Source organism: Halobacillus sp. B23F22_5 (assembly GCF_043497085.1).
GTDB lineage: Bacteria > Bacillota > Bacilli > Bacillales > Halobacillaceae > Thalassobacillus.
In genome coordinates, this window is sequence record NZ_JBIEKI010000003.1 from 157392 (window position 1) to 178277 (window position 20886).

The 20886-nt window shown below is 42.4% G+C and carries 15 protein-coding genes; 4 read left to right on the plus strand and 11 right to left on the minus strand.

Annotated features, from left to right (window positions below):
* Window positions 1-402 precede the first annotated feature (402 nt).
* Window positions 403-837, minus strand: a complete 435-nt coding sequence (locus tag ACGTN9_RS06190) for a ferritin-like domain-containing protein (protein WP_499591482.1) — start codon at window positions 835-837, stop codon at window positions 403-405.
* Between the two features lie 639 nt (window positions 838-1476).
* On the opposite strand from ACGTN9_RS06190, the gene ACGTN9_RS06195 reads away from it, so the two are divergent.
* Window positions 1477-2718, plus strand: a complete 1242-nt coding sequence (locus ACGTN9_RS06195; protein WP_499591483.1) for a dicarboxylate/amino acid:cation symporter — start codon at window positions 1477-1479, stop codon at window positions 2716-2718.
* Window positions 2719-2783: 65 nt separating this feature from the next.
* Here the strand turns inward: ACGTN9_RS06195 and ACGTN9_RS06200 are convergent, their stop codons facing one another.
* Window positions 2784-4577: an LTA synthase family protein gene (locus ACGTN9_RS06200; RefSeq protein ID WP_499591484.1), complete on the minus strand. Its 1794-nt coding sequence runs from the start codon at window positions 4575-4577 to the stop codon at window positions 2784-2786.
* A gap of 423 nt (window positions 4578-5000) precedes the next feature.
* Here ACGTN9_RS06200 and ACGTN9_RS06205 point away from each other — a divergent pair, with 423 nt between their 5' ends.
* The gene (locus tag ACGTN9_RS06205; protein ID WP_499591485.1) at window positions 5001-6332 is read left to right on the plus strand and encodes a short-chain fatty acid transporter; all 1332 of its coding nucleotides are present in this window, start codon (window positions 5001-5003) and stop codon (window positions 6330-6332) included.
* Window positions 6333-6588: 256 nt separating this feature from the next.
* Here the strand turns inward: ACGTN9_RS06205 and ACGTN9_RS06210 are convergent, their stop codons facing one another.
* Both ACGTN9_RS06210 and ACGTN9_RS06215 read right to left on the minus strand, forming a co-directional pair.
* Entirely contained in the window at window positions 6589-6723 is a 135-nt protein-coding gene (locus tag ACGTN9_RS06210) for a hypothetical protein (RefSeq protein ID WP_499591486.1), read from the minus strand.
* 139 nt (window positions 6724-6862) lie between these two features.
* Window positions 6863-7051, minus strand: coding sequence for a hypothetical protein (locus ACGTN9_RS06215; RefSeq protein WP_499591487.1), 189 nt, complete (start codon window positions 7049-7051; stop codon window positions 6863-6865).
* Window positions 7052-7258: 207 nt separating this feature from the next.
* Between ACGTN9_RS06215 and ACGTN9_RS06220 the strand changes: the two genes are divergently transcribed.
* Entirely contained in the window at window positions 7259-8200 is a 942-nt protein-coding gene (locus ACGTN9_RS06220) for a nucleoside hydrolase (RefSeq protein WP_499591488.1), read from the plus strand.
* 176 nt (window positions 8201-8376) lie between these two features.
* Entirely contained in the window at window positions 8377-9219 is an 843-nt protein-coding gene (locus tag ACGTN9_RS06225; RefSeq protein WP_499591489.1) for an STAS domain-containing protein, read from the plus strand.
* A gap of 270 nt (window positions 9220-9489) precedes the next feature.
* Here the strand turns inward: ACGTN9_RS06225 and ACGTN9_RS06230 are convergent, their stop codons facing one another.
* From ACGTN9_RS06230 to ACGTN9_RS06260, 7 genes are all read right to left on the minus strand, one after another.
* Window positions 9490-14178 carry a 5'-nucleotidase C-terminal domain-containing protein gene (locus tag ACGTN9_RS06230; protein WP_499591490.1) on the minus strand — a complete coding sequence of 1563 codons (4689 nt, stop codon included), beginning with the start codon at window positions 14176-14178 and terminating at the stop codon, window positions 9490-9492.
* A gap of 237 nt (window positions 14179-14415) precedes the next feature.
* Window positions 14416-15384 (minus strand): ABC transporter ATP-binding protein, encoded by a 969-nt coding sequence (locus ACGTN9_RS06235; RefSeq protein WP_499591491.1) that lies wholly within the window; start codon window positions 15382-15384, stop codon window positions 14416-14418.
* A complete protein-coding gene (locus ACGTN9_RS06240; protein ID WP_499591492.1) occupies window positions 15377-16360 on the minus strand; it encodes an ABC transporter ATP-binding protein in 984 nt (327 codons plus the stop codon). Before ACGTN9_RS06240 ends, ACGTN9_RS06235 begins: the two co-directional genes overlap by 8 nt.
* A 16-nt stretch (window positions 16361-16376) precedes the next feature.
* Window positions 16377-17204 carry an ABC transporter permease gene (locus ACGTN9_RS06245; RefSeq protein ID WP_499591493.1) on the minus strand — a complete coding sequence of 276 codons (828 nt, stop codon included), beginning with the start codon at window positions 17202-17204 and terminating at the stop codon, window positions 16377-16379.
* Between the two features lie 20 nt (window positions 17205-17224).
* Window positions 17225-18169, minus strand: coding sequence for an ABC transporter permease (locus ACGTN9_RS06250; protein ID WP_499591494.1), 945 nt, complete (start codon window positions 18167-18169; stop codon window positions 17225-17227).
* A 65-nt stretch (window positions 18170-18234) separates the two neighbouring features.
* Window positions 18235-19794 (minus strand): ABC transporter substrate-binding protein, encoded by a 1560-nt coding sequence (locus tag ACGTN9_RS06255; RefSeq protein WP_499591495.1) that lies wholly within the window; start codon window positions 19792-19794, stop codon window positions 18235-18237.
* Window positions 19791-20873 carry a serine hydrolase domain-containing protein gene (locus ACGTN9_RS06260; protein ID WP_499591496.1) on the minus strand — a complete coding sequence of 361 codons (1083 nt, stop codon included), beginning with the start codon at window positions 20871-20873 and terminating at the stop codon, window positions 19791-19793. The genes ACGTN9_RS06255 and ACGTN9_RS06260 overlap by 4 nt, the downstream gene beginning before the upstream one ends.
* Between the last annotated feature and the right edge of the window lie 13 nt (window positions 20874-20886).

A 20886-nucleotide genomic window follows, 5' to 3' on the forward strand; every position in this document is an offset into this window, starting at 1 on the left:
ATGCGCTTCCATGATTCACAAAAATTATGCCTGTCCTGCTAGATTGATAGAAAAAACCGCTAGCGCATACGTTTGCATTGAGATATGTAAAAAAATGCAAATTGCTGTAATTGCACGTAATAAAATCATAGAGCAATTGTTGCGCAATTTTTGTGAATACGTTTGCACAAAATCATTAAACAAATAATACCATGCCACTTTATGAAATACAACCTTAATTTTCAGAAAGTTTACGCTTGATTCTATTCAACCATTCAAAGGCTAATAAATGGAAGAAGATTAGTAAATGGAACGCACTTCAACAGACTTACTTTCAGTGAAAGTAACTAAAAATTATTAAGCCACGATTAAAAAAAGAAAAAGACGCCCATAAGCCGGGCGTCCCAATATCGATATAGCTATTTATTGAAGACGTGGATCTGCTAACAGACGATCCATTTCTTCCATATGCTGTGTTTCATCAGCTATCATATCATCCAGTTTAACGACAAGCTCTGTAAGACCTAATTCTTCCGCTTGTTCCTTACGGATTTCATAGCGCTTGATTGTTTCTTCCTCAGATTTACGTGCTTCCTGAAGCATCTCTTTTACATTTTCCAGCTGTTTGACTTCTGCTGGCTTCGTGGTCGGTGTCCCACCTAATGTTTTAATTTTTTCTGACAAGTAAAGAGCATGTCCCTGCTCATCAGCGATTTCTCCTTCGAAAAATGGCTTCAGTACAGAATAGTACAGACCATCTACCGTAGCAGCATTGAACGTGTACATAATTGATGCTGCATACTCATGTGCTAAATCCTCGTTAAGACCTTCGATCAATTCTTTCATTTTTGCATCCATTAAACAACATCCTTTCCACGAAATAGTTTGTTCGACCTTCTACAATATACCTATCCCCGTATTCTTCCGATTTAAAACATTTTCTCTTTATATATATTTCATTTTAGGGATTTTTTAAACTTCACGAAGTGAGAAATATCACAATATGTTTGAATTTAGCGTTTGCGATTATGAAACCGAAGAGGCTGCCACTGGAAAGACCCAACACCTAAATGTAGAATCAGCAAATTACTTAAGATATTTTCACCCATTCCGAAAAAAGCATACATTATTATATAAGAACCTTTAATAAGCATGATCGGGAACCATTTCCTTTAAGAAGAACAACTTGTTTTTCTGCTTTAAGTTTGTTATCAGCCCTACGGACACCATATATTGGTTTCAATGGGGGTTGTTTACATATTTTCATTCTAAATACTTGTTTTTTTACGTATGCATTACATAACTATTAAATTATTCTGATAATCTCCTCAAAGTTTTTACGTGCACTAATATTTATGGTAGTTTATAAAAGGGGAAAAGCAACCTAGCCACCTGGCAGTTGTTTTATTATTCAGTCTACCCCCAATAAAGGCAATTTCCACTATCCATTTATCCCACAAAAACTGAATATCATAACACGTAGGAGGGAACCACACTATGAAACTGACAACTAAGATACTGCTCGGCCTCGTTTTAGGTGCCGCCGTAGGTTTGGTCTTGCATATGACTGCTCCGGACTTATTCACTACATTAGACACTTATATCTTCAGCCCGCTTGGAACTATTTTCCTCAACCTGATCAAAATGCTTGTCGTACCGATCGTATTCTTTTCCATCACACTTGGAGTGGCAGCATTAGGTGATCCGAAAAAGCTGGGACGAATCGGAGGAAAGACGATTGCATTTTTCCTTGGTACAACGACATTGGCTATCACTATCGCAATCGCCCTCGCCTATATCTTCCAGCCAGGAAGCGGCGATTTTGATACAGGCGGAGCTGAGTATGAAAGCCAGAAAGCGCCTACAGTAGTGGAAACATTTACCAACATCATTCCGACCAACCCTATTCAAGCAATGGCAGAAGCTAACATGCTGCAAATCATCGCATTCTCTGTTTTCATTGGTTTTGCACTTGCCATGCTTGGTAAAAAGACGGAAAGTGTCATGAGAGTTATCGAACAAGGTAACGAAATCATGATGTTCCTCGTCAATTTAATCATGCGATTTGCTCCTTATGGTGCATTCGGTTTGCTGGCTTCAGCAATCGGAACGATGGGGATCGATGGCATGATGGCAATGATTGCCTACATGCTGGTCGTAATAGCTGCATTATTCATCCATTTATTTGCTGTATATGGTTCAGCTGTTTCTTTCTTAGGCAAGATGAACCCTGTTCACTTTTTCAAAGGATTTTTCCCTGCCGCCACGGTAGCATTCAGTACATCAAGCAGTAGCTCGACGCTTCCGGTTTCCATGAAAACAGCACAGGAAAACCTTAATGTTCCTAAACCGATCAGCAGCTTCGTTCAGCCTTTAGGAGCAACCATCAACATGGATGGTACAGCCATCATGCAAGGTGTCGCAACTATTTTCATCGCACAGGTCTATGGTACCGATCTGGCATTCAGTCAATTGATCATGATCGTTGTAGTCGCCGTTCTGGCAAGTATCGGTACAGCCGGTGTGCCAGGTGTCGGACTGATCATGCTCGCCATGGTATTAAACCAGGTTGCCCTGCCGGTTGAAGGCATCGCGCTCATTTTAGGTATTGACCGTCTGCTTGATATGACGCGTACAGCTGTCAATGTTTATGGTGATGCTGCATGTGCTGTGGTAATTTCCGAATCTGAAAAGAAACACGGCATTACGGAACATAAGGCAGCCGAAGAAATTTCATAATAGTAATCTTAAGAGCAGGCCTATAGGTCTGCTCTTTTAAATGTGTAGAGATCAACCTTAAACAGTCAGTAATGATTTACAAGAAAATTCGATTTAATCAACCGCTCAGATATTTCCAGTGTTTCTGAATGGACTGGTTCATATTCTGAGATCCTGCCATCATTGCCGATTACGATACTTTCTCCATAATCACCTCGAAGCAGAAATACATCCTTGTTTACATAGCGGTTCATATTATGACCTAGCGCATAAGATTCATAAGTATCAGGTGAAAATCCGAACCAATCCAAAAGAGTAGGAGTAGTATCAACTTGACCCATTACATCGGAAACAACCCCCGACTCACTAAGGGAGGTATCGATCATAATAAATGGAACAGGCGTATAAGTTAGTTTCCACGATTCATCTGTTATTTCTTCCTTTCTCCATCTCTCTACCTCTGATTTTGATTCCTTGAATATGCCGTTATGATCACCGTAAATCGCAACAACAGTATTTTCCAGTTCTCCATTCTCTTTAAGATTGTTTAGAAAAGCACCAAGATGACGGTCTGTATAATGGATGCTCTCAAAATAGTTGCCAAGCTGTGTTCCTTTTAATTCACCTGTGTCCAATAGCTTTTTGTCTTCAGGAATATGGAAGGGCGTATGGGAAGTAAGAGTGATTAACATAGAAAAGTAAGGTTCCTTTTGATTCTTTATTGTATCTGCTGTTTGTTCAAAGAACGTCTGGTCGCTCAGTCCCATACCTATTTCATTTGTTTTTACGTTTTGAAAATCGGTTATATCATAATATCGTTCAAATCCCATTGATGGATAAACGAGGTCCCTGTTCCAAAATGACCCCTCGTCTCCATGGAAGGCTGTTGTTGTGTAACCAAGGGAACTAAAGTGCTTCGCTAAAGAGGGATATTCGGCAACTGGGTAACGAAAAAATGTGCTCCCTTCCTTTAAAGGATATATGCTATTAAGAACTAGTAATTCAGCATCTGAGCTATTACCTTCAGCTGTTTGTGGATAATAATGATTAAAAGATATACTCGATCCCAGCCATTTATTCAAGTTAGGAGTGATTTCCTGGTCATTTACTTTTGCTCCTAGTACAAACTGCTGTAAAGACTCAAATTGAATCAATAATAAGTTTTTTCCTTCAAATATGCCAGCTTCAAGCAGAGGCTCTTCACGCTTTGAAATATTTTCATTACTGGATAAGAAATTATGAATATCATCAATTTCCTCAGCACTTAGCTCAAGTTCTTGCTGAGATGTAGTAAATTCCAAGAAATCAATTACTTGATGACCTACTATTCCGTAATTACCTATATAGGAAGTCGAAGTGTATTTTTTCAATAATAAGTTTCCCATATCATTGAGATACATAGAAGCAGGTTTTAAAGATACCAGCAGTACAGCAAGTATCGTAATCAAACCAAGAACTTTAAAATTACGATGGACTTCAAGACTATTTTTTTGACGCCTCATATAAACAAGAAATCCCATAACCAGCATAACATCAAAGAAAAAAGCAAACTGCCACCAGGCTAACTGGTTGAAAATACTTTCTGACATACCCGATAAATTCGAAGCCTGAAGGGTTATGTAAGTAGAAAACGGGGCCTGAAAATAAACCATATATAGGTAAGAAGCCCACGTATATAAACTGATACCTGATGCCGCAGAAATCCCATACCAAATCCAATATTTTTTAAATAGATACATCGCACTGAACAGCACCATTGAAAAACCTACAGAAACCAAAATTGCCCCTTTCGATAATTCAGTAAGCAATAATTGGCTGACAAAGATCAACTTTAGAGAAGCAGCCAAGGTAAAAAATACATACAAGATAACTCTGTTCATTTTTGAGCGCTCCTTTTTCTATACAGCTATTGCTTTAGTATTCGAATATAATTTTAAAAAATGTATGAAACCTCCTATATGTATGAGGTGCTAAACACAAAAATTCCAATCAATATATAAAAAAATGGCTGTCATGAAGATTAATAGAATAATATTTAGCCGAATTGATCAGTCTTACCTTCTCTTTAATAACTTATGCAGAAAAGGAATTATACAAATAAATAACAGCAGTTTTCCCTCTTTCTATCCCATTAATGTCATATAACAAAGAAAAAGGTACTTGCATTTACGACAAATTTTTAAGAAACTAATGTTAGTCTGAATTTTCCTTCTAATCCGAATAATCAACGCGCTAGTCCAATAATAATTAATGAGAAGGAAACGGATTTTTTGTAAACGATTACATAGCTGAGGAGGAACATTATGTTAAAAGGCATCACATCATTTTTTGATCGTCTGGTCCAGCGCTACCTGCCAGACGCATTTTTGTTTGCGATCATTTTGACACTCGTAGTTTTTGTTTTGGGTATAGGTATTACAGGCAGTTCCCCGGGGGATATGGTTCAATATTGGGGCGATGGGTTCTGGAATCTCCTGGCATTCGCCATGCAAATGTCACTGATTGTTGTTACGGGGTACATACTAGCTAACACTCCTGTCGTCAAATCACTTTTGTCAAAACTAAGCCGACTTGCCAATACACCTGGGAAAGCGATCATGCTCGTAACTTTCGTGACCGCTGTCGCTTGTTTGATCAATTACGGTTTCGGGCTGGTAGTCGGGGCCTTGCTTGCCGTCCATGTCGCGAAAAGGGTGCCAAATGTCGATTACCGGTTATTGATGGCCAGTGCCTATGGAGGATTTATTGTCTGGCACGGCGGCTTGTCCGGATCCATCCCATTAACCATTGCAACAGAAGATCATTTTTTAGTCGATAGTATCGGAAGTATCCCTGTTACAGAAACGCTGTTTAGCGGTTTGAACATAGCCATTGTACTAGCGTTGCTGGTTTCTTTGCCTTTACTGAATTTATGGATGTTGAAAACAAGCGGGGATTTAAGTAAAAACAACCTGGACTTTTTGGAAAACGAATCAGCGGAAGAGGAACTTGCCGCAACTGCTGCAGCTGACATGACACCGGCAGAGCGTTTGGAAAACAGTATGATACTTTCCATGTTGATCGGAATACTAGGTTTAGTTTTCATCATTTATCATTTTGTACAAAATGGTCTTGACTTGAATATCAATATCGTCAACTTTATTTTCTTATTTTTAGGTATCATTTTTCACAAAACCCCAAGACGTTTTTTAAATACGGTGACAGATGGCGTAAAAAATGCAGGGGGTATCATCATCCAGTTCCCTTTCTACGCTGGTATCATGGGAATGATGGTAGCTTCCGGGCTATCTGAAGAGATGTCAAGGTGGTTTGTTAGCATTTCCACTGAATTCACCTTTCCATTATTCACGTTCCTAAGTGCCGGGATTGTCAACTTCTTCGTACCATCAGGAGGCGGTCAGTGGGCCGTACAGGCACCAATTATGGTTCCTGCAGCCATGGAACTTGGGGTAGGGACAGCTAAGACTGCGATGGCAGTTGCCTGGGGAGACGCCTGGACCAACATGATCCAGCCATTTTGGGCATTACCACTGCTTGCAATAGCAGGGTTGAAAGTAAAAGATATTATGGGATTCTGCGTCATTATCCTGTTCTGGAGCGCAGTACCGATTTCACTGGCATTATTGTTTTTATAAGAAAAGCGCAAACGCCCTGAAAGACACGACACGCATAAGCAAAACGGCTGGAGGAAGGCGTCCTTTCCTTCCACAAGACGGGTTGCTTATGACGCGAGTGTCTGGGCGTTGAAGCTAGCCCCATACTTCGCAGAAATGTTCAAACTCTTATCTTTTAATAAAATGCAGGGTACTAAACCAAAAAAGTCCGTCACTTGGGAGCAACTTCCCGAGCGGCGGACTTTTGAATATCTATTGTATGAATGCCATGAATAGTTTAATTTTGATATTGATAACCTTCAAGATTAGCGACAATTTGTTTGATCATTTCTTCAGAAGACTCGATTTCTTTCGCTTCCGTTTTCTTAATCAAATTCTGCAGCATTTCCGTCAGTTTCCGCTGTTCTTCCAACTGTTATCCCTCCTAATCTATCGATTCCCGTTTGTCGATAACTAGAATAATACCATAAATTAAGAGGAATGGCTGTAGTTTTTTGTAAACTTTTGTGTTTATTTACAATCCGTCACCCAGTTACTGGTTATCTCAGCTGTCACCTTTTTGTCTGGTGGAATTCGAAACAGTCCGGGCATAATTCTTTCCAGTAAGTTCTGCCGTCGGTTACAGTCACAATTTCTGATTGATCTACTGTTTCCTCGCACCTCCAGCAAGTCGTTGTATACTCATCCATTATTTCACGCAGTTCCTCCTGGCGGATTTCTTCCTTCAAATCTTCATACATAGCATGTACCCCCTTTATGGAATATAGCTATATCTTATTCCTTACTCCAGCAGTTTGGCGAAGCGGGAAAAAAGTAAAATCTCAAACATTTAAGCTTGTAAAATAGATTTTTCACCTATATAAAAACGATAATAGCTATTCATTTCTGTAGGAAAATATCAATCTTCGACAATTTTCTTTATAATTGATAGAAAAGGAGGCAGTATCATGACTACACAAACAAATGTAATTTTAGATTGCGACCCTGGGCATGATGATGCGATCGCCATTATCATGGCCGCTTCAAATACTAATCTAAACATTGAAGCAATCACGACCGTAGCGGGAAATGTATCCGTAGATAAAACTACCCTCAATGCACAGCGTATTTGTGATTTGATAGATTTAAATGATGTACCGCTTGCCAAAGGAGCGAACCGGCCATTAGTTAAAGGGAGTGAAATTGCGGAAGAGATACATGGAGATAGCGGCCTTGATGGCCCTCAGTTTCCAGACCACCCGACTAAAGGAGTAGAAGAAATACACGCAGTCGACTTGATTATTGATAAAGTCCTTACATCAGAAAACCCAATTACACTTGTCCCAACCGGACCACTTACCAATATTGCGTTAGCGATGATAAAAGAACCTGCTATCCTTCCTAATATCAAGGAAATCGTGTTGATGGGCGGCGGCACATTCGGTAACTGGACACCTGCAGCTGAGTTCAATATCTATGTTGACGCAGAAGCAGCAAAAGTGGTTTTTGAAAGTGGCATACCGATAACCATGTTCGGACTGGACATCACCCACCAGGCGCAGGCAACTACCAATATTATTGATGATTTGGCTACAATAAAAAATCCAGTCGCCGATACCGTGGTTGAGCTGCTTGATTTTTTTAAACATACATATCAAGAATACTTCGGCTTTGACGGGGCTCCGATCCATGATGCCTGTACGGTCGCTTACCTGATCGATCCTTCGATTTTTACTTTCAAACATGTCCATGTCGATATCGAAACAAAAGGGGAATTCTCCTACGGCATGACGTGCGTGGATTTGTTAAGGGTAACAGGCAAAGAGCCGAATGTTCATTTCGCATATGAAATTGATCAGGAAAAGTTTTGGAACCTGTTGAAAGAAAGCCTTGCTTCCTATTCTAAATAAATTTTGCCGGAGTAGCTGTGATGCTTCTGCGGTATATTATTCTGTCTGCTTTTATGCTGGCATACAAAGACTGGCCAGCAACTCTGTAACCTTATTTCTCGTCCTACTAACATCACCTATGTTATTGTTGGATAAAGTATTGGATCGTTTTTTCGATTAGTAGGAGGAAAACGCGAATGCCGAGTGAATATAACTTATCTAGTTCTGATTTTCATTCATTGGTTACAGCCTCTAGAAAAATGTTTGAAGCAATCAGTAAGCAGTTGAATGTAAATACAGCATATGTAACAAAAAGAGGTCCCACAGCAATGACGGTACTCAGTTCCTTTAATGAAAAGGAAGAGATCATTCCTGAGGGTTATGCGGTAGAATATAGCGGGACCTATTGCCGATTGATCATAGGTAATGAAGAGGATACCATGAACACGGTCAATTTGACGAAAGACGCTTTGACGAAAGAGTTGGAAGTTACCTCTCAATTAAAAGTCAAAGGTTTCTTAGGCGTAACCTTGAAATATCTGGACGGTGAAGTGTTTGGTACGTTATGTGTGATGGATAAAGAAGAGAAAGATTTCAGCGAGGAAGATATCGAGTATCTGAAATCGATGGCTGCCATTTTGTCTCATATTATTGAGTTGGACCAGACGAAGTATAACATGGCATTTCTTAATGTTCCTATCATCCCGATTACACATGGCATCTCCATCCTCACGATACAAGGGATAATCGATGAAGTCCGGGCGGAAAAAATCATAAATGTTGTACTGGATTATGGCGCAAAAAACGATATCGAGTATTTTATAGTAGATTTATCCGGCCTGGTCATATTAGATGGGACTTTTCCACCTGTCCTGCTTGAGATTGTCACCGCCCTTGAAGTGATGGGCATAAAAACGATTATCACCGGGATTTCTCCGGAAATTGCCAGGCATGAATTATGTGACATCCAGGAGTTAAGGAAAAAATCTAAGACAGTAACCAATCTGGAATCTGCTTATCTTACATCGGTTTTCAATTGACAGAAAAAGAATAAATAGTTGCATTATATTCATATACTCCGGTTTCCATCGGAGTATTTGTTTTATATTTACTTCCCACCACTAAAAAGCATCCATACAGCAAATGGCTACACGGTGGAATATAGTCTAACGCTGTGTTTCACAACCTTCTCTTTTCGAGTCAGGCACCTAACGACAAATCACGTTATGTTAAGGTACAAAGTTGCACACTATATTTACAACAAAAAAGCTGAACGATCCCGTTGGGGATGTTCAGCTTTTTCCAGTAACCTAATTTACGTCTACGATGCGTCCTTCTATTTCAGGAGCAACTGTTTCTAATGAAGTAACATGATCAATGAACATTTCATAGTCGATAAAACCAGGTTCACTGACACGGTTTTCTTCAAAAGCCTGGGCAAAAACATCATACCCATCGCCACCTTTAGCAGTAAAAGCGTTAGTAGCAACGTAGTAGTATTCTTCTTCGTTCAACGGTACATACGAACCGTCTTCCTGTTCGATTTCTACATTTACGACTCGCTCGCCTGCCGGCTGGCTGCTATCGTATTCAAACTGCATACCGGCAACCTGCAGGAACCCTCCGCTTGTGCTTGGCGCCTGGCTGACACTGTGCTCCAGTGCTTCAAGAATTTCAGCACCTGTCAGGTTCATAATCGCTAGTGAGTTACCAAACGGCATAACGGTCAACACTTCACCTACAGTGATGTCACCTGTATCGATGGAAGTACGGATACCGCCACCGTTAGTTACAGCGATTGCTGTTTCCGGATTAACAGATTTAGCTTTAGCAAGCATGCCGTCCGCAATCAAGTTGCCAAGGTTTGTTTCTTGTGTACGGACAAATTCACGTTCCCCATTTAAGTAAACCTCAGCTGTAGCACCGATGGATTCATTCTTTACCGCTTCCACCTGCTCTGCATATGGAGCAAGCATTTCTTTTACTTCTGGATCTTCTTCCAAATCACCGATAGCCACCAATTCACCTTCGTAGCTTAGGAGTTTACCTTTTTTATCAAAAGTTACGTCGAGTGTACCAAGGTTATCATTGTATTCACCAGTCTGAACAATAACCGTCGGCTCTTCTCCGGCATCAACAAAGCGGGGTTCGAGCAGCTCGCTATGTGTATGGCCGCCGACAATGACATCAATGCCGTCCACTGTTTCAGCTAAGGTAAGATCGTTGTCATAATCCGCATTGTCATCCAAACCCAGGTGTGTTAATGCAACAATTTTGTTGACGCCTTTGTCTTCAAAAGCATCTACCATTTTTTCTGCTTCTTCGATGTAGTCTTCAAATGTGATGTCTTCCGGGCTGGAAATGTCGGTAGTTTCTTCCGTCGTCAAACCGAAGATTCCCACTTTTTCTCCTTCCACCCATTTGATAATGCCGCCGTAAATATTTCCGTCTTCTGCTTTATGTGTTACTTTGTCATAAAACATACCATCGAACAAAGCATCGTTCGAAAAATCTGTATTAGCAGCAACGAATGGAAATTCAGCATTTTCCACAAAGTCAGCTAACGCCTGGTGACCTTCTTCGTTAGAACCGAGATCGAATTCATGGTTACCGAATGTCATGGCATCATATTCGAAGTAGTTCATGAATTCCAGGTCTGCTTGTCCAAGGAATTCATTAAAGTATAGGGTACCGGAGAATACATCTCCTGCACTCAACAATAGGGATGCTGGATTCTCGCTACGATAGTTCTCGATAGCTGTTGCCGTTTTTGCGATTTCATCCAGGTTTCCGTGTGTATCATTCGTGTGCATCAAGTTTAATTCATACTCTTTGTCTTTCCCAGGCTTTTTACCTTTCCCTTTTCCAGGATGGTCATTGTTGCCTTTGCCTGTCTTCTCACCTTTTTCTACTGTTTTCTTTGGATGGATCTGCACCACTACTGGGTCGTGGTCACTTGCGCGTCCATCTTCAACCGAAAAGTCAGAGTTGATATTAACAATATCCACTTTAGTACGATGTGCCAGGTTGTTGCTGACCAGAATGTGATCAAGCACCTGAGAGTTTCCTTGGTAGATATACGTGTAACGTTCTTCTCGTGGAAGTTCTTCAATCATGTTGGTCAGGACGTCACCTTTCAACGTTTGAACTGGTGCTGAGAATTCAAAGTCATTCAAATCACCTAGAACCACCACGTTAGCATCAGCATCTTCTGCCTTAATGTCTTGCACAAATCCGTTAACAACCTCTGCCTGCTGCAGACGCTGCTCTTCACTTCCAAGTACAACTGGATGCTCAGAGCCGAATAATGCTCCGTCGCCTCCTTTGGAATTAAAGTGATTTGCGATAACCGTCACTTTTTCGCCATTGAACATGAATTCTCCGGCAAGAACTTTACGAGAATCATAGAATGCATCGTTTGTCGGATCGATGCGACCCGGGTTCAAAGTCAAACCGCTGTCATCTACATCAACTGCAGATGTTGCATCGCCAGCTGGCTTGTCTGTCATCGATACACGGTCAGGGTTATAAAGGAAACCTACACGGATATTTCCGCCTGGCTGACCGCCATCTTCTTTGTCTTCTGGAGCAATATCAGAAAACTCGTAGCTTGGACCGCCAGCTGCTTCGATTGCTTCAATCAACGTCTGATAGCTTTCAGAAGCATCTACGGTACCGTCATCAGTCGGGCCATTGTTGTCCTGTACTTCGACTAGTCCGATAATGTCTGGGGCATTCAAGTTTTCTACCATTGTTTCAGCAATACGTTCCACTTTTTCCGGATCTGTACCTGCGTGGAAATTTTCAACGTTATAGCTTGCTACAGTCAACTTTGGTTTCAAGCCTTTGAGCTCAGTGCTATCAGGCTCTGTACCGCCGTCCTGGATTTCTGGGAAATCACCTGTCGGACGAATTTTGAAGTTACTGTAGTCGTAACTTACAACACCTGTGATTGGTTCAACAAAATAGTCGCCAGTTTTAGCTGTCAAATCAATTCCATCGACATCAATCAGCATACGCTCTGGATTATAGTCATCTAGAGAAATCAACAACCCGCCAGCATCAGTGCGAAGTTGATCTTCACTTGTTTCAACTACCACTGGAAGTTCATCATACTTAATCGGACCAGTTACAGACGCATCGTTTAACTGGATTTGCATAGCTTCCAGGCTTTCGTAAAAATCAAGGCCATCTGCTGCCGGGTCGAAGGATGTCATTTCATCATCTTCGATTACTTCCGTTGGCTGGATACGATCTTCACCGATTACTACCGGATCAGGAAGTTCCACACCAGATTCTACTACTTTCACCCCGGAGCCTGTGATTTGAGTCGTTAGTAAATCATTCGCATCGGAATAACCATCTTCACGCCACTCTTTTACCTGACCATTAACTTCAACGACGTCTCCGACTTCTACGCCATGGCTGCTCTTATATACATAAATACCTTCAGAGGTTGCAATATCCTCATCAGGGTTCAGGCTTTGCATGTAAAAACCATTGTTTCCATCAAGCTTTGTCACTACGCCTTCGACACCTGCTACAGCACTGCCTTCATAAGGGGAAGTGTGGCCGGCACCCTGGATGTCATGGATTTCTACTTCATCCGCAGGCTTTAAAACTGTGTAGTCAAATGTAGCAACTTCACTAGTTTCACCGTTATCACGGGCAGCAACCGCTTTAATTGTAGTGTCTTCTGTAATCTCGATTGCTCCCTCATAAGGAATGCTATCAGTAGTAGGCTCAGACCCGTCGATAGTATAATAGATTTCCGCGCCTTCTTCGTAAGTCTTCAATTCTACTTCTGTACCTTCAAAAACGGAGCCGGAAGCAGGGTTTGCTTTTACAGAGAAAACAACATCAATAACGTCGTCCCCAGAACGAGGAAGAAGTTTATAGTTTCCATAGCTGTAATCAACGACACCTTGAACAACTTCATAAGATTCTCCGATTTTTAAATGATCTTCTTCTTGCGGCTGAATCAAGAAAGTTCCATTTTCATCTGTTGCTGTATATTCGCCAAAATTATTTTTTTCTACAATTTCAACATTCTCAGTAGAAACAAATTCGCCTTCAATTGCTTCTCCATTTTCTGTGGAAAAATCAGTAGAAGTAACAGCTTGCGCCTCTGGGATACCTGCGCCTTCAGTAACAACATCCACAGTAGCTGAAGAAGCAACAATTTGAGCCATTCCATGATAATCAGAAAGTTCACCTTGTGCTTCCACTTCATCTCCAGGCTCGATATCCAAACCTGGTGCGCGGACGATCACTCCAGCTGTATCGTCTTGTATGTAAAGGTTCGTCTGTCCGCCAGCGTAGAATGATGCCGTGGCAATACCTTTCACTTTTACTTCTGTTCCTTCTTCAGCCTGACGAGCCTCTTCGATCGTCAGCAGTTCAACCGGTTCAACCTCTGGCATTTCATAAGAACCAAGGTATTCAAACGTGTCTTTCGGATAGCTATCCCACTCGTCATTTACGACAAATGCATCACTAGCATCTGTGTCGCCAGTAGTTACCTCAGCACTACGCACCAACGTCACATCTTTTCCGAAATCGTCCGTGCTTCCAAGCTGGCCGATGGAATCTACTACATTACCCTGTTTTTTCAATAGGACTACATCGTCCCCATTGAAATTCACGACTCCACTATTCACATCTGTTACAGCTTGAGCTTGTTCCCCTGCTTGACTGTGGGAAACTACATATACATCTCCAGCCTTCAAGGTGCCGGATAGCTCATACGTATTATTCGAATCCGTATCCCCATTTGAATACAGCTCCAATGTATACTCCGATAAATCTATTTCACTGCTTGTACCATTGTAGAGTTCGACTGCCTTATTGTAGCTGCTTCCCTCTACGTATTCAGATATTATCAAATCATTCATGTGCTCATCCGCTTGGACCGGCTGAACCGGAGCCACAAACGTTCCGAGCAGCAACACAGCAATCAAACTCAAAGCTTGAATCCGATTACGCAAGACTTTTTTCATCTACGTACCCTCCATTTAGATTAGTAGTCATACATCTAGCACTACCATTATAAAGAAATTCTGACAATAAGAGTATAATTGTGACAATTTTTATTGAAAACGATTACATTTCCCCATGACTTAAGACATAACTTCAAATAGGAGTTTTCACCTGAAATACCTGGGATTTTGCTCCAGCATCACTCATCTTCCCATTAAAAAAGTCCGTCACTAAGGACGGGCTTCTTTGTTATTTTATTATTCTACTAAATGACATGCCACCCAGTGTTCCGGTCTCACTTCAACAAATTCAGGCAGCACATTCCGGCATTGCTCCTCGGCTATCGGGCACCGTTGATGGAATGGACATCCGCTTGGCGGATCAGTTGGACTCGGAACATCCCCCTTCAGAATGATTCGTTCTTTTTTTACCAGGGGATCGGATGTTGGCACGGCTGACAATAAGGCTTTAGTGTAGGGGTGGAGCGGTTCCTGATACAAAGCCTCGGTATCGGCAAGTTCCATTAATTTCCCAAGATACATGACGCCGACGCGGTCGCTGATATGTTTGACGACGTTCAAATCATGGGAGATGAACAGATAAGTCAAGTCAAACTCCTCCTGCAGGTCGACTAGCAGCTTCAAAATCTGAGCCTGGATGGACACATCCAAAGCTGAAACAGGTTCATCCGCGACAACGAGTTTCGGCTTCAATACCAGAGCCCTGGCAATACTGATCCGCTGCCGTTGTCCACCACTGAATTGGTGGGGGTAGCGTTTTGAATGCTCTAAAGGCAGTCCTACTTTCTCCAAAATCTCATCCACCCGCTGATCAGCCTCCACCTTACTGATGGAAAAGTGGGTGTATAAAGGCTCGGACACTAACTCTCTTACTGTCATGCGGGGATTTAAAGAACTATATGGGTCCTGGAAAACCAGTTGCATATCCCGCCGCATTTTTCTTAAATCCTGTTTGGAATAATCAAGGATGTTTTTCTCGTTGAATAACACTTTCCCACCTGTCGGTTCCAAAATACGCAAAATACTTCTGCCTAATGTGGACTTCCCACAGCCACTTTCGCCGACTAATGACAGGGTTTCTTTAGCCTTCACTTCAAAACTTACATCGTTGACAGCTTTTACATACCCTTTCGTTCGCTTGAAAACGCCAGCTTTGACTGGGAAAAATTTTTCTAAGGATTCTACTTTGAGTAATGTCTCAGACATGGTTTGCCATCTCCTCCTGATAAAGCCAGCATTTGCAGCGATGGTTTTCCGCAACTTCCCGATCATCAGGTGACACATTTTCACATATATCCATCGCTTCGGGACAACGTGTCACAAACCTGCATCCTTTCGGCATCTGCTCCACAGACGGAACTTTTCCAGGAATAGAATACAATGCATCCGAACGATCCCCTACCATAGATTTCAACAAACCTTTTGTATAAGGGTGCTTCGGTCGATGAAACAGGCTGACGACATCGGTCTCCTCTACGATTTCACCGGCATACATGACGGCCACCCGCTGGCAGGTCTCCGCTATCACTCCTAAGTCATGTGTAATCATGAGGATGGACGTTTCGAAATCATCCCGGAGCTCTTTCATCAAGTCCAAAATTTGTGCTTGAATGGTTACATCGAGCGCCGTTGTCGGCTCATCAGCAATCAATAGTTTTGGGTTGCATAACATGGCAATGGCGATCATGATGCGCTGCCGCATTCCTCCGGACAACTGATGTGGATACTCTTTCATAATTTGCTCAGGGCGTGGGATACCTACCCTCTCTATGATTTGCACGCACGCTCGTTTCATTTCTTTTTTAGATAGCTTCGTATGGAACTTCAGTGATTCCATCAATTGGTCTTCGATAGTAAAAAGGGGATCAAGCGCGGACATCGGTTCCTGGAAGATCATCGAAATTTGATTGCCACGAATTTTGCGTAGCTGCTTCGAAGATAATTTCAATAAGTCCTTTTCCTCTTCAAATACAATCTCCCCTTTGGAAACTTGTAAGGGGGGACTTGCGAGCAACCCCATAATAGCTAACGAAGTTAAACTTTTTCCACTGCCGGATTCACCGACAATGCCATAAATCTCCCTTTTTCCTATTTCTAAGTTGATATTTTTAACGACATTCAATACCTCTTCATCCATTTTCACATCGATTTGCAAGTCCTTGATTTGTAAAATAGGTTCCATCCTGACTGCCCCCTCTCTATTTCAATTTTGGATCCAATAAGTCTCGTAAACTATCCCCAAGCAGATTGAAACAGAAAATCGTGATAATGATGAACAAAGCAGGAAATATCGCGATCCACGGAGCAATCTCCATATACTGGCGGCTCTCATTCAACATCGCACCCCACGAAGGATTTGGAGGCTGGATGCCAAGACCCAGGAAACTTAAGGCGGCTTCTGTCAAAATCGCTCCAGACAGTGCTAATGTACTTTGAACGATAAATGGGGCCAGCACATTCGGTGACACGTGCCGGAATATGACTTTGTGCGTTTTGACCCCGATTGCTTTTGCGCTGGTAATGAACTCCATTTCCTTGACCGCAATGACAGCGGCACGCACCGTACGCGTAAATACAGGCGTAAAAACAATCCCGATGGCAATCATGGTATTTTCTAAATTAGGTCCCAGTACTGCCACAATGGTCAGTGCAAGTAGAATATCCGGGAAAGCGAACAATATATCCATGATTCGCATAATCACATTATCTATCCAGTTCTGAAAGAAGCCCGCGATCAATCCGAACACAAAGCCTAACGAAGCACCGATTCCAACAGAAATCAGCCCTACATACAACGAAACCCTCGCCCCTTCTACAACCCGGCTGAAAATATCTCTGCCGAATTCATCCGTACCGAACCAATAAGTTGCGCTCGGTCCTTCCAACATATGCTCTTTATACATCTCCGTCGAATCATGCGGGGAAAGCCACGGACCGAAAAGACCAAGCAATAGCACAAGGCCTACCCCGATGACACCAACAATTCCAACCTTATCTTTCTTTAATCTAGCCATGATTTCTTTCATAGTTACCACTCCGAAATCAATTATTTATATGTAATCCTCGGGTCCAAATACGAATAAAGAATATCAACGAATAGATTGATAAGCACAAAAACGGTCGCTATGAACAGGACAGCTCCCTGAACAACTGGATAGTCACGCTGGTTGATCGCTGTCAAAACCATCTGACCTAATCCTGGCAATGAAAATATTTGTTCAATGATGACCGTACCACCAAGCAACGTACCGATTTGCATACCGATAATCGTCAAAATAGGAATCATCGCGTTTTTCAATGCATGATTAAAAATGACAATCCGCTCACTGGCACCTTTGGCACGTATTGTCCGGATAAAATCCTGGCGCAGCACTTCTAAAATCGACGACCGGGTCATCCGCATGACCGCTCCAGCCATCGCAGTCCCTAACACAAACGCCGGCAACATCATCATCTGCAGGTTCTTCATAGGGTCTTCGAATAACGAGACATAACCAGCTGGTGGATAATAGGAAAACGCCAGCGATAATACCAGTAATAGCAACGTAGCCAAAGCAAAGTTTGGTACCGAAACGCCAAGCAGGGAAATGATCCGGACCCCGAAGTCTGTACTGGTATTCCTTTTCAAGGCGGCTACAATTCCGAGTGGAATAGCGATAATCCAGGAGATGAACGCAGATAACATTGTCAACTCTAAAGTCAATCCGAAGCGGCTGAGGATATCACCCAAAATCGGTTTCCCTGTACGTAATGACACTCCAAAATCACCTGTAAGCACACCGCCCATCCACTGCAGGTACTGCTGATAGATTGGAAGATTAAGCCCGAATTGTTTTTCTAATTGTCTCCTGGCTTCATCCGTTGCTTCCGTTCCAAGTATCGTACTGACTACGTCACCGGGAATCATTTTCATAATCAAAAAGATGAATACAGAGATACCGAATAACACCGGTATCAACATAAGTAATCGTCGTAAGATATATGCTAACATGAGGACTTCACACCTTTATCAAAGTGATGAAAAAAGGGCAGAAATCGCTCTCTGCCCTGTGATTTTTATTCCATGATGACGACATCGTTGAAATTCTCAGGCTCATTAGCCGTTGGTGAATAATTATCTACATTATCACGTACAATGAAAAACTTTTCCGGAGAGACTAAGAACAAGTTTGGCGTCTGCTCAATGACACGTTTTTGCGCTTCATTATAAATCTCTACGCGTTTCTCTGGATCGATCGTTGTACGCCCTTCTTCGGCTAGCTGATCAATTTTTTCATCCGAAAATCCCCAGACGTTGGCTGATCCATCGGTGGAGAAGAAAAAGCCGATTGACCGATCCGGGTCCGATCCTGAACTGTTACGCCCGACCAGCATTTCGTGATCTCCGTTCGTCCAGGTATCAATGTATTGACCCCATTCCAGCTGCTTGATTTCTGCCTTGATGCCGATTGCTTCTAATTGCTGTTGTAAAAGCTGAGCGGTGTCAACCATATCCGGGTAAGTAGATGCTGTAGAAATCACCGTTTCAAAACCATCTTCATAGCCTGCCTCTGCTAACAATTCCTTCGCTTTTTCGATGTTCTGCTGGTAAAGTTCTTCCTGAGTGACGTCGATAGCCCATTGACCCATAGATTCCGGAATAGGTCCTGATAAAACGGCATCTCCCTTCCAGACGACATCAGCAACTTCCTTACGATCGACGGCCAGGCTGATTGCCTGTCGTACTTTTACATCATTGAACGGTTCTTTATTCACATTGAATCCGACATAGCTATATTCCGTAGATTGATAGCTTTTGATTTCTACTCCGTCGCTTTTTTCAGCAAGCGGAATCGACTGGGAAGATAACGTAGTTACATGTACCTCTCCCGTACGGATAGCAGCAAGACGTGCAGATTCATCTTTCATCGTCAAATAAGTGACACCATCCAATTTCGGCTGTCCATCTTTATAGTAATCTTCGTTTTTCGATAGTTTGACATGGTTGTCAGGTAGCCATTCATCTAATTTAAATGGACCTGTTCCGACGGCTGCCTGATTCAAGTCACCATTTTCTTCTACCACTTCTTTTGCCACAATCGCTGCATTCGTACTTGCAACATAAGAAAGGAAAGGAGCGTATGGCTCAGAAAGAGTGAATTTGATTTCAGTAGGACTGATCACTTCAATGGATTCGACTTTGTCAAAATAGGATTTAGCGATAGAAGCTGTCTCTTCATCCATGATCCGCTCAAAGCTATATTTAACATCGTCTGCTGTCATTTCCCGGCCATTATGAAACTTGACGCCTTCCCGCAGTGTGAACACGTAGGTAGTTTCATCCGGCTGTTCCCACTTCTCTGCCAGTTCCGGCTGTACTTTCATGTCTTCATCAAACGTTAATAGGCTGTCATAAATTTTTTCATAAATACGAATCGAGGAATGCGCAGGGACTTTATGCGGATCAAGCCCAGCAGGCTCCTGGTCATTCCCTATTTTCAAAACCTGTTCAGCGGCAGCCTCGCCACTTCCACCATCTGCACCCGCTTCATTGCTCGAACCTTCATTAGAACAGGCACTTAATAAAAGTGTCGCCATGACAATCCCCATCAATAAAGCCATCCAATTTTTCTTCATTTATTTACCTCCTTTTTATAAAACGCTTTCAAAATTTCCTGATGCACATCCTGTCGTAACTCATTCAACGCTTTGGGCTTTTCCGTGTGTAAACGGTTCGTCAGCAGCACTGTAATCAACTGATGGCTATCGGAAATCCATAAGGATGTCCCGGTAAAACCTGTGTGTCCATAGCCTTCAGGAAACATCGGTGCAAACTGCCATCCTAACCCTCTAGCGCCTCCGTAATCCTGTTTGGCAGCCTGTATGACACTTTTATCTATCCACTGCTCGCCATGCCACACTCCTTCATTCAAATAAAGCTGTCCCAGTTTAGCGACATCTTCTGCATTTGCAAACAATCCAGCATGACTTGCCACACCATTGAAATAGTAAAAACCATTCCCATCATTGACCTGGCCGTGAATGGGCTGGTCGACAGGCCGCCATTCATCAAAAGTCAGTCCTCGTTCCCGGCACATCCCCTGCTCGATTTGATTGCCGTACTCTGTCGCTGCTATTCTATCCTTCGGTGTATGTAAAGGGTTATAAAAAAGGGTAGGTAATCCTAACGGTTTGGAGATGTAATGCTCGACAGCATCCTTCAAGGAAAGAGAGGTTTCCGTTTCTATGATTTTCCCAAGCAGCATGAAATTCAAATCACTGTAGACCGAGCAATTTTCCTTTGGGTACTCGGTCAGGATATCAGCTAGAATCGTAAAAAAATCTTCTTCCTTACGCGTATAAAATGGGTACCAGGCCGGCAGTCCAGAGCTGTGGCTCAACAAGTTCTGGACAGACACACCAGACAGTCGTTCTCTTAATGTTTTTGAGCCAGCCACTTCCGGCAGCAGCTCATCTACATTGGAAGATAGCGCAAATGTTTGTTCACTCACCAATTTCAGGATAAGCGTGCTCGTGACGATTTTCGTCAGTGAAGCAATATCAAAAACAGTATCCTTCTCCATCGCAACTGGTAATGGTTCACGTACTGCCGAACCAAAAGCTTCATGGAAAACAACCTCACCCTGCTTGATGACCAGGCAAACCGATCCTGGAACTTCAGCCTGGAGCAGCTTTCTTGCTAGACCTTCATTCATTTACGCACCCCCT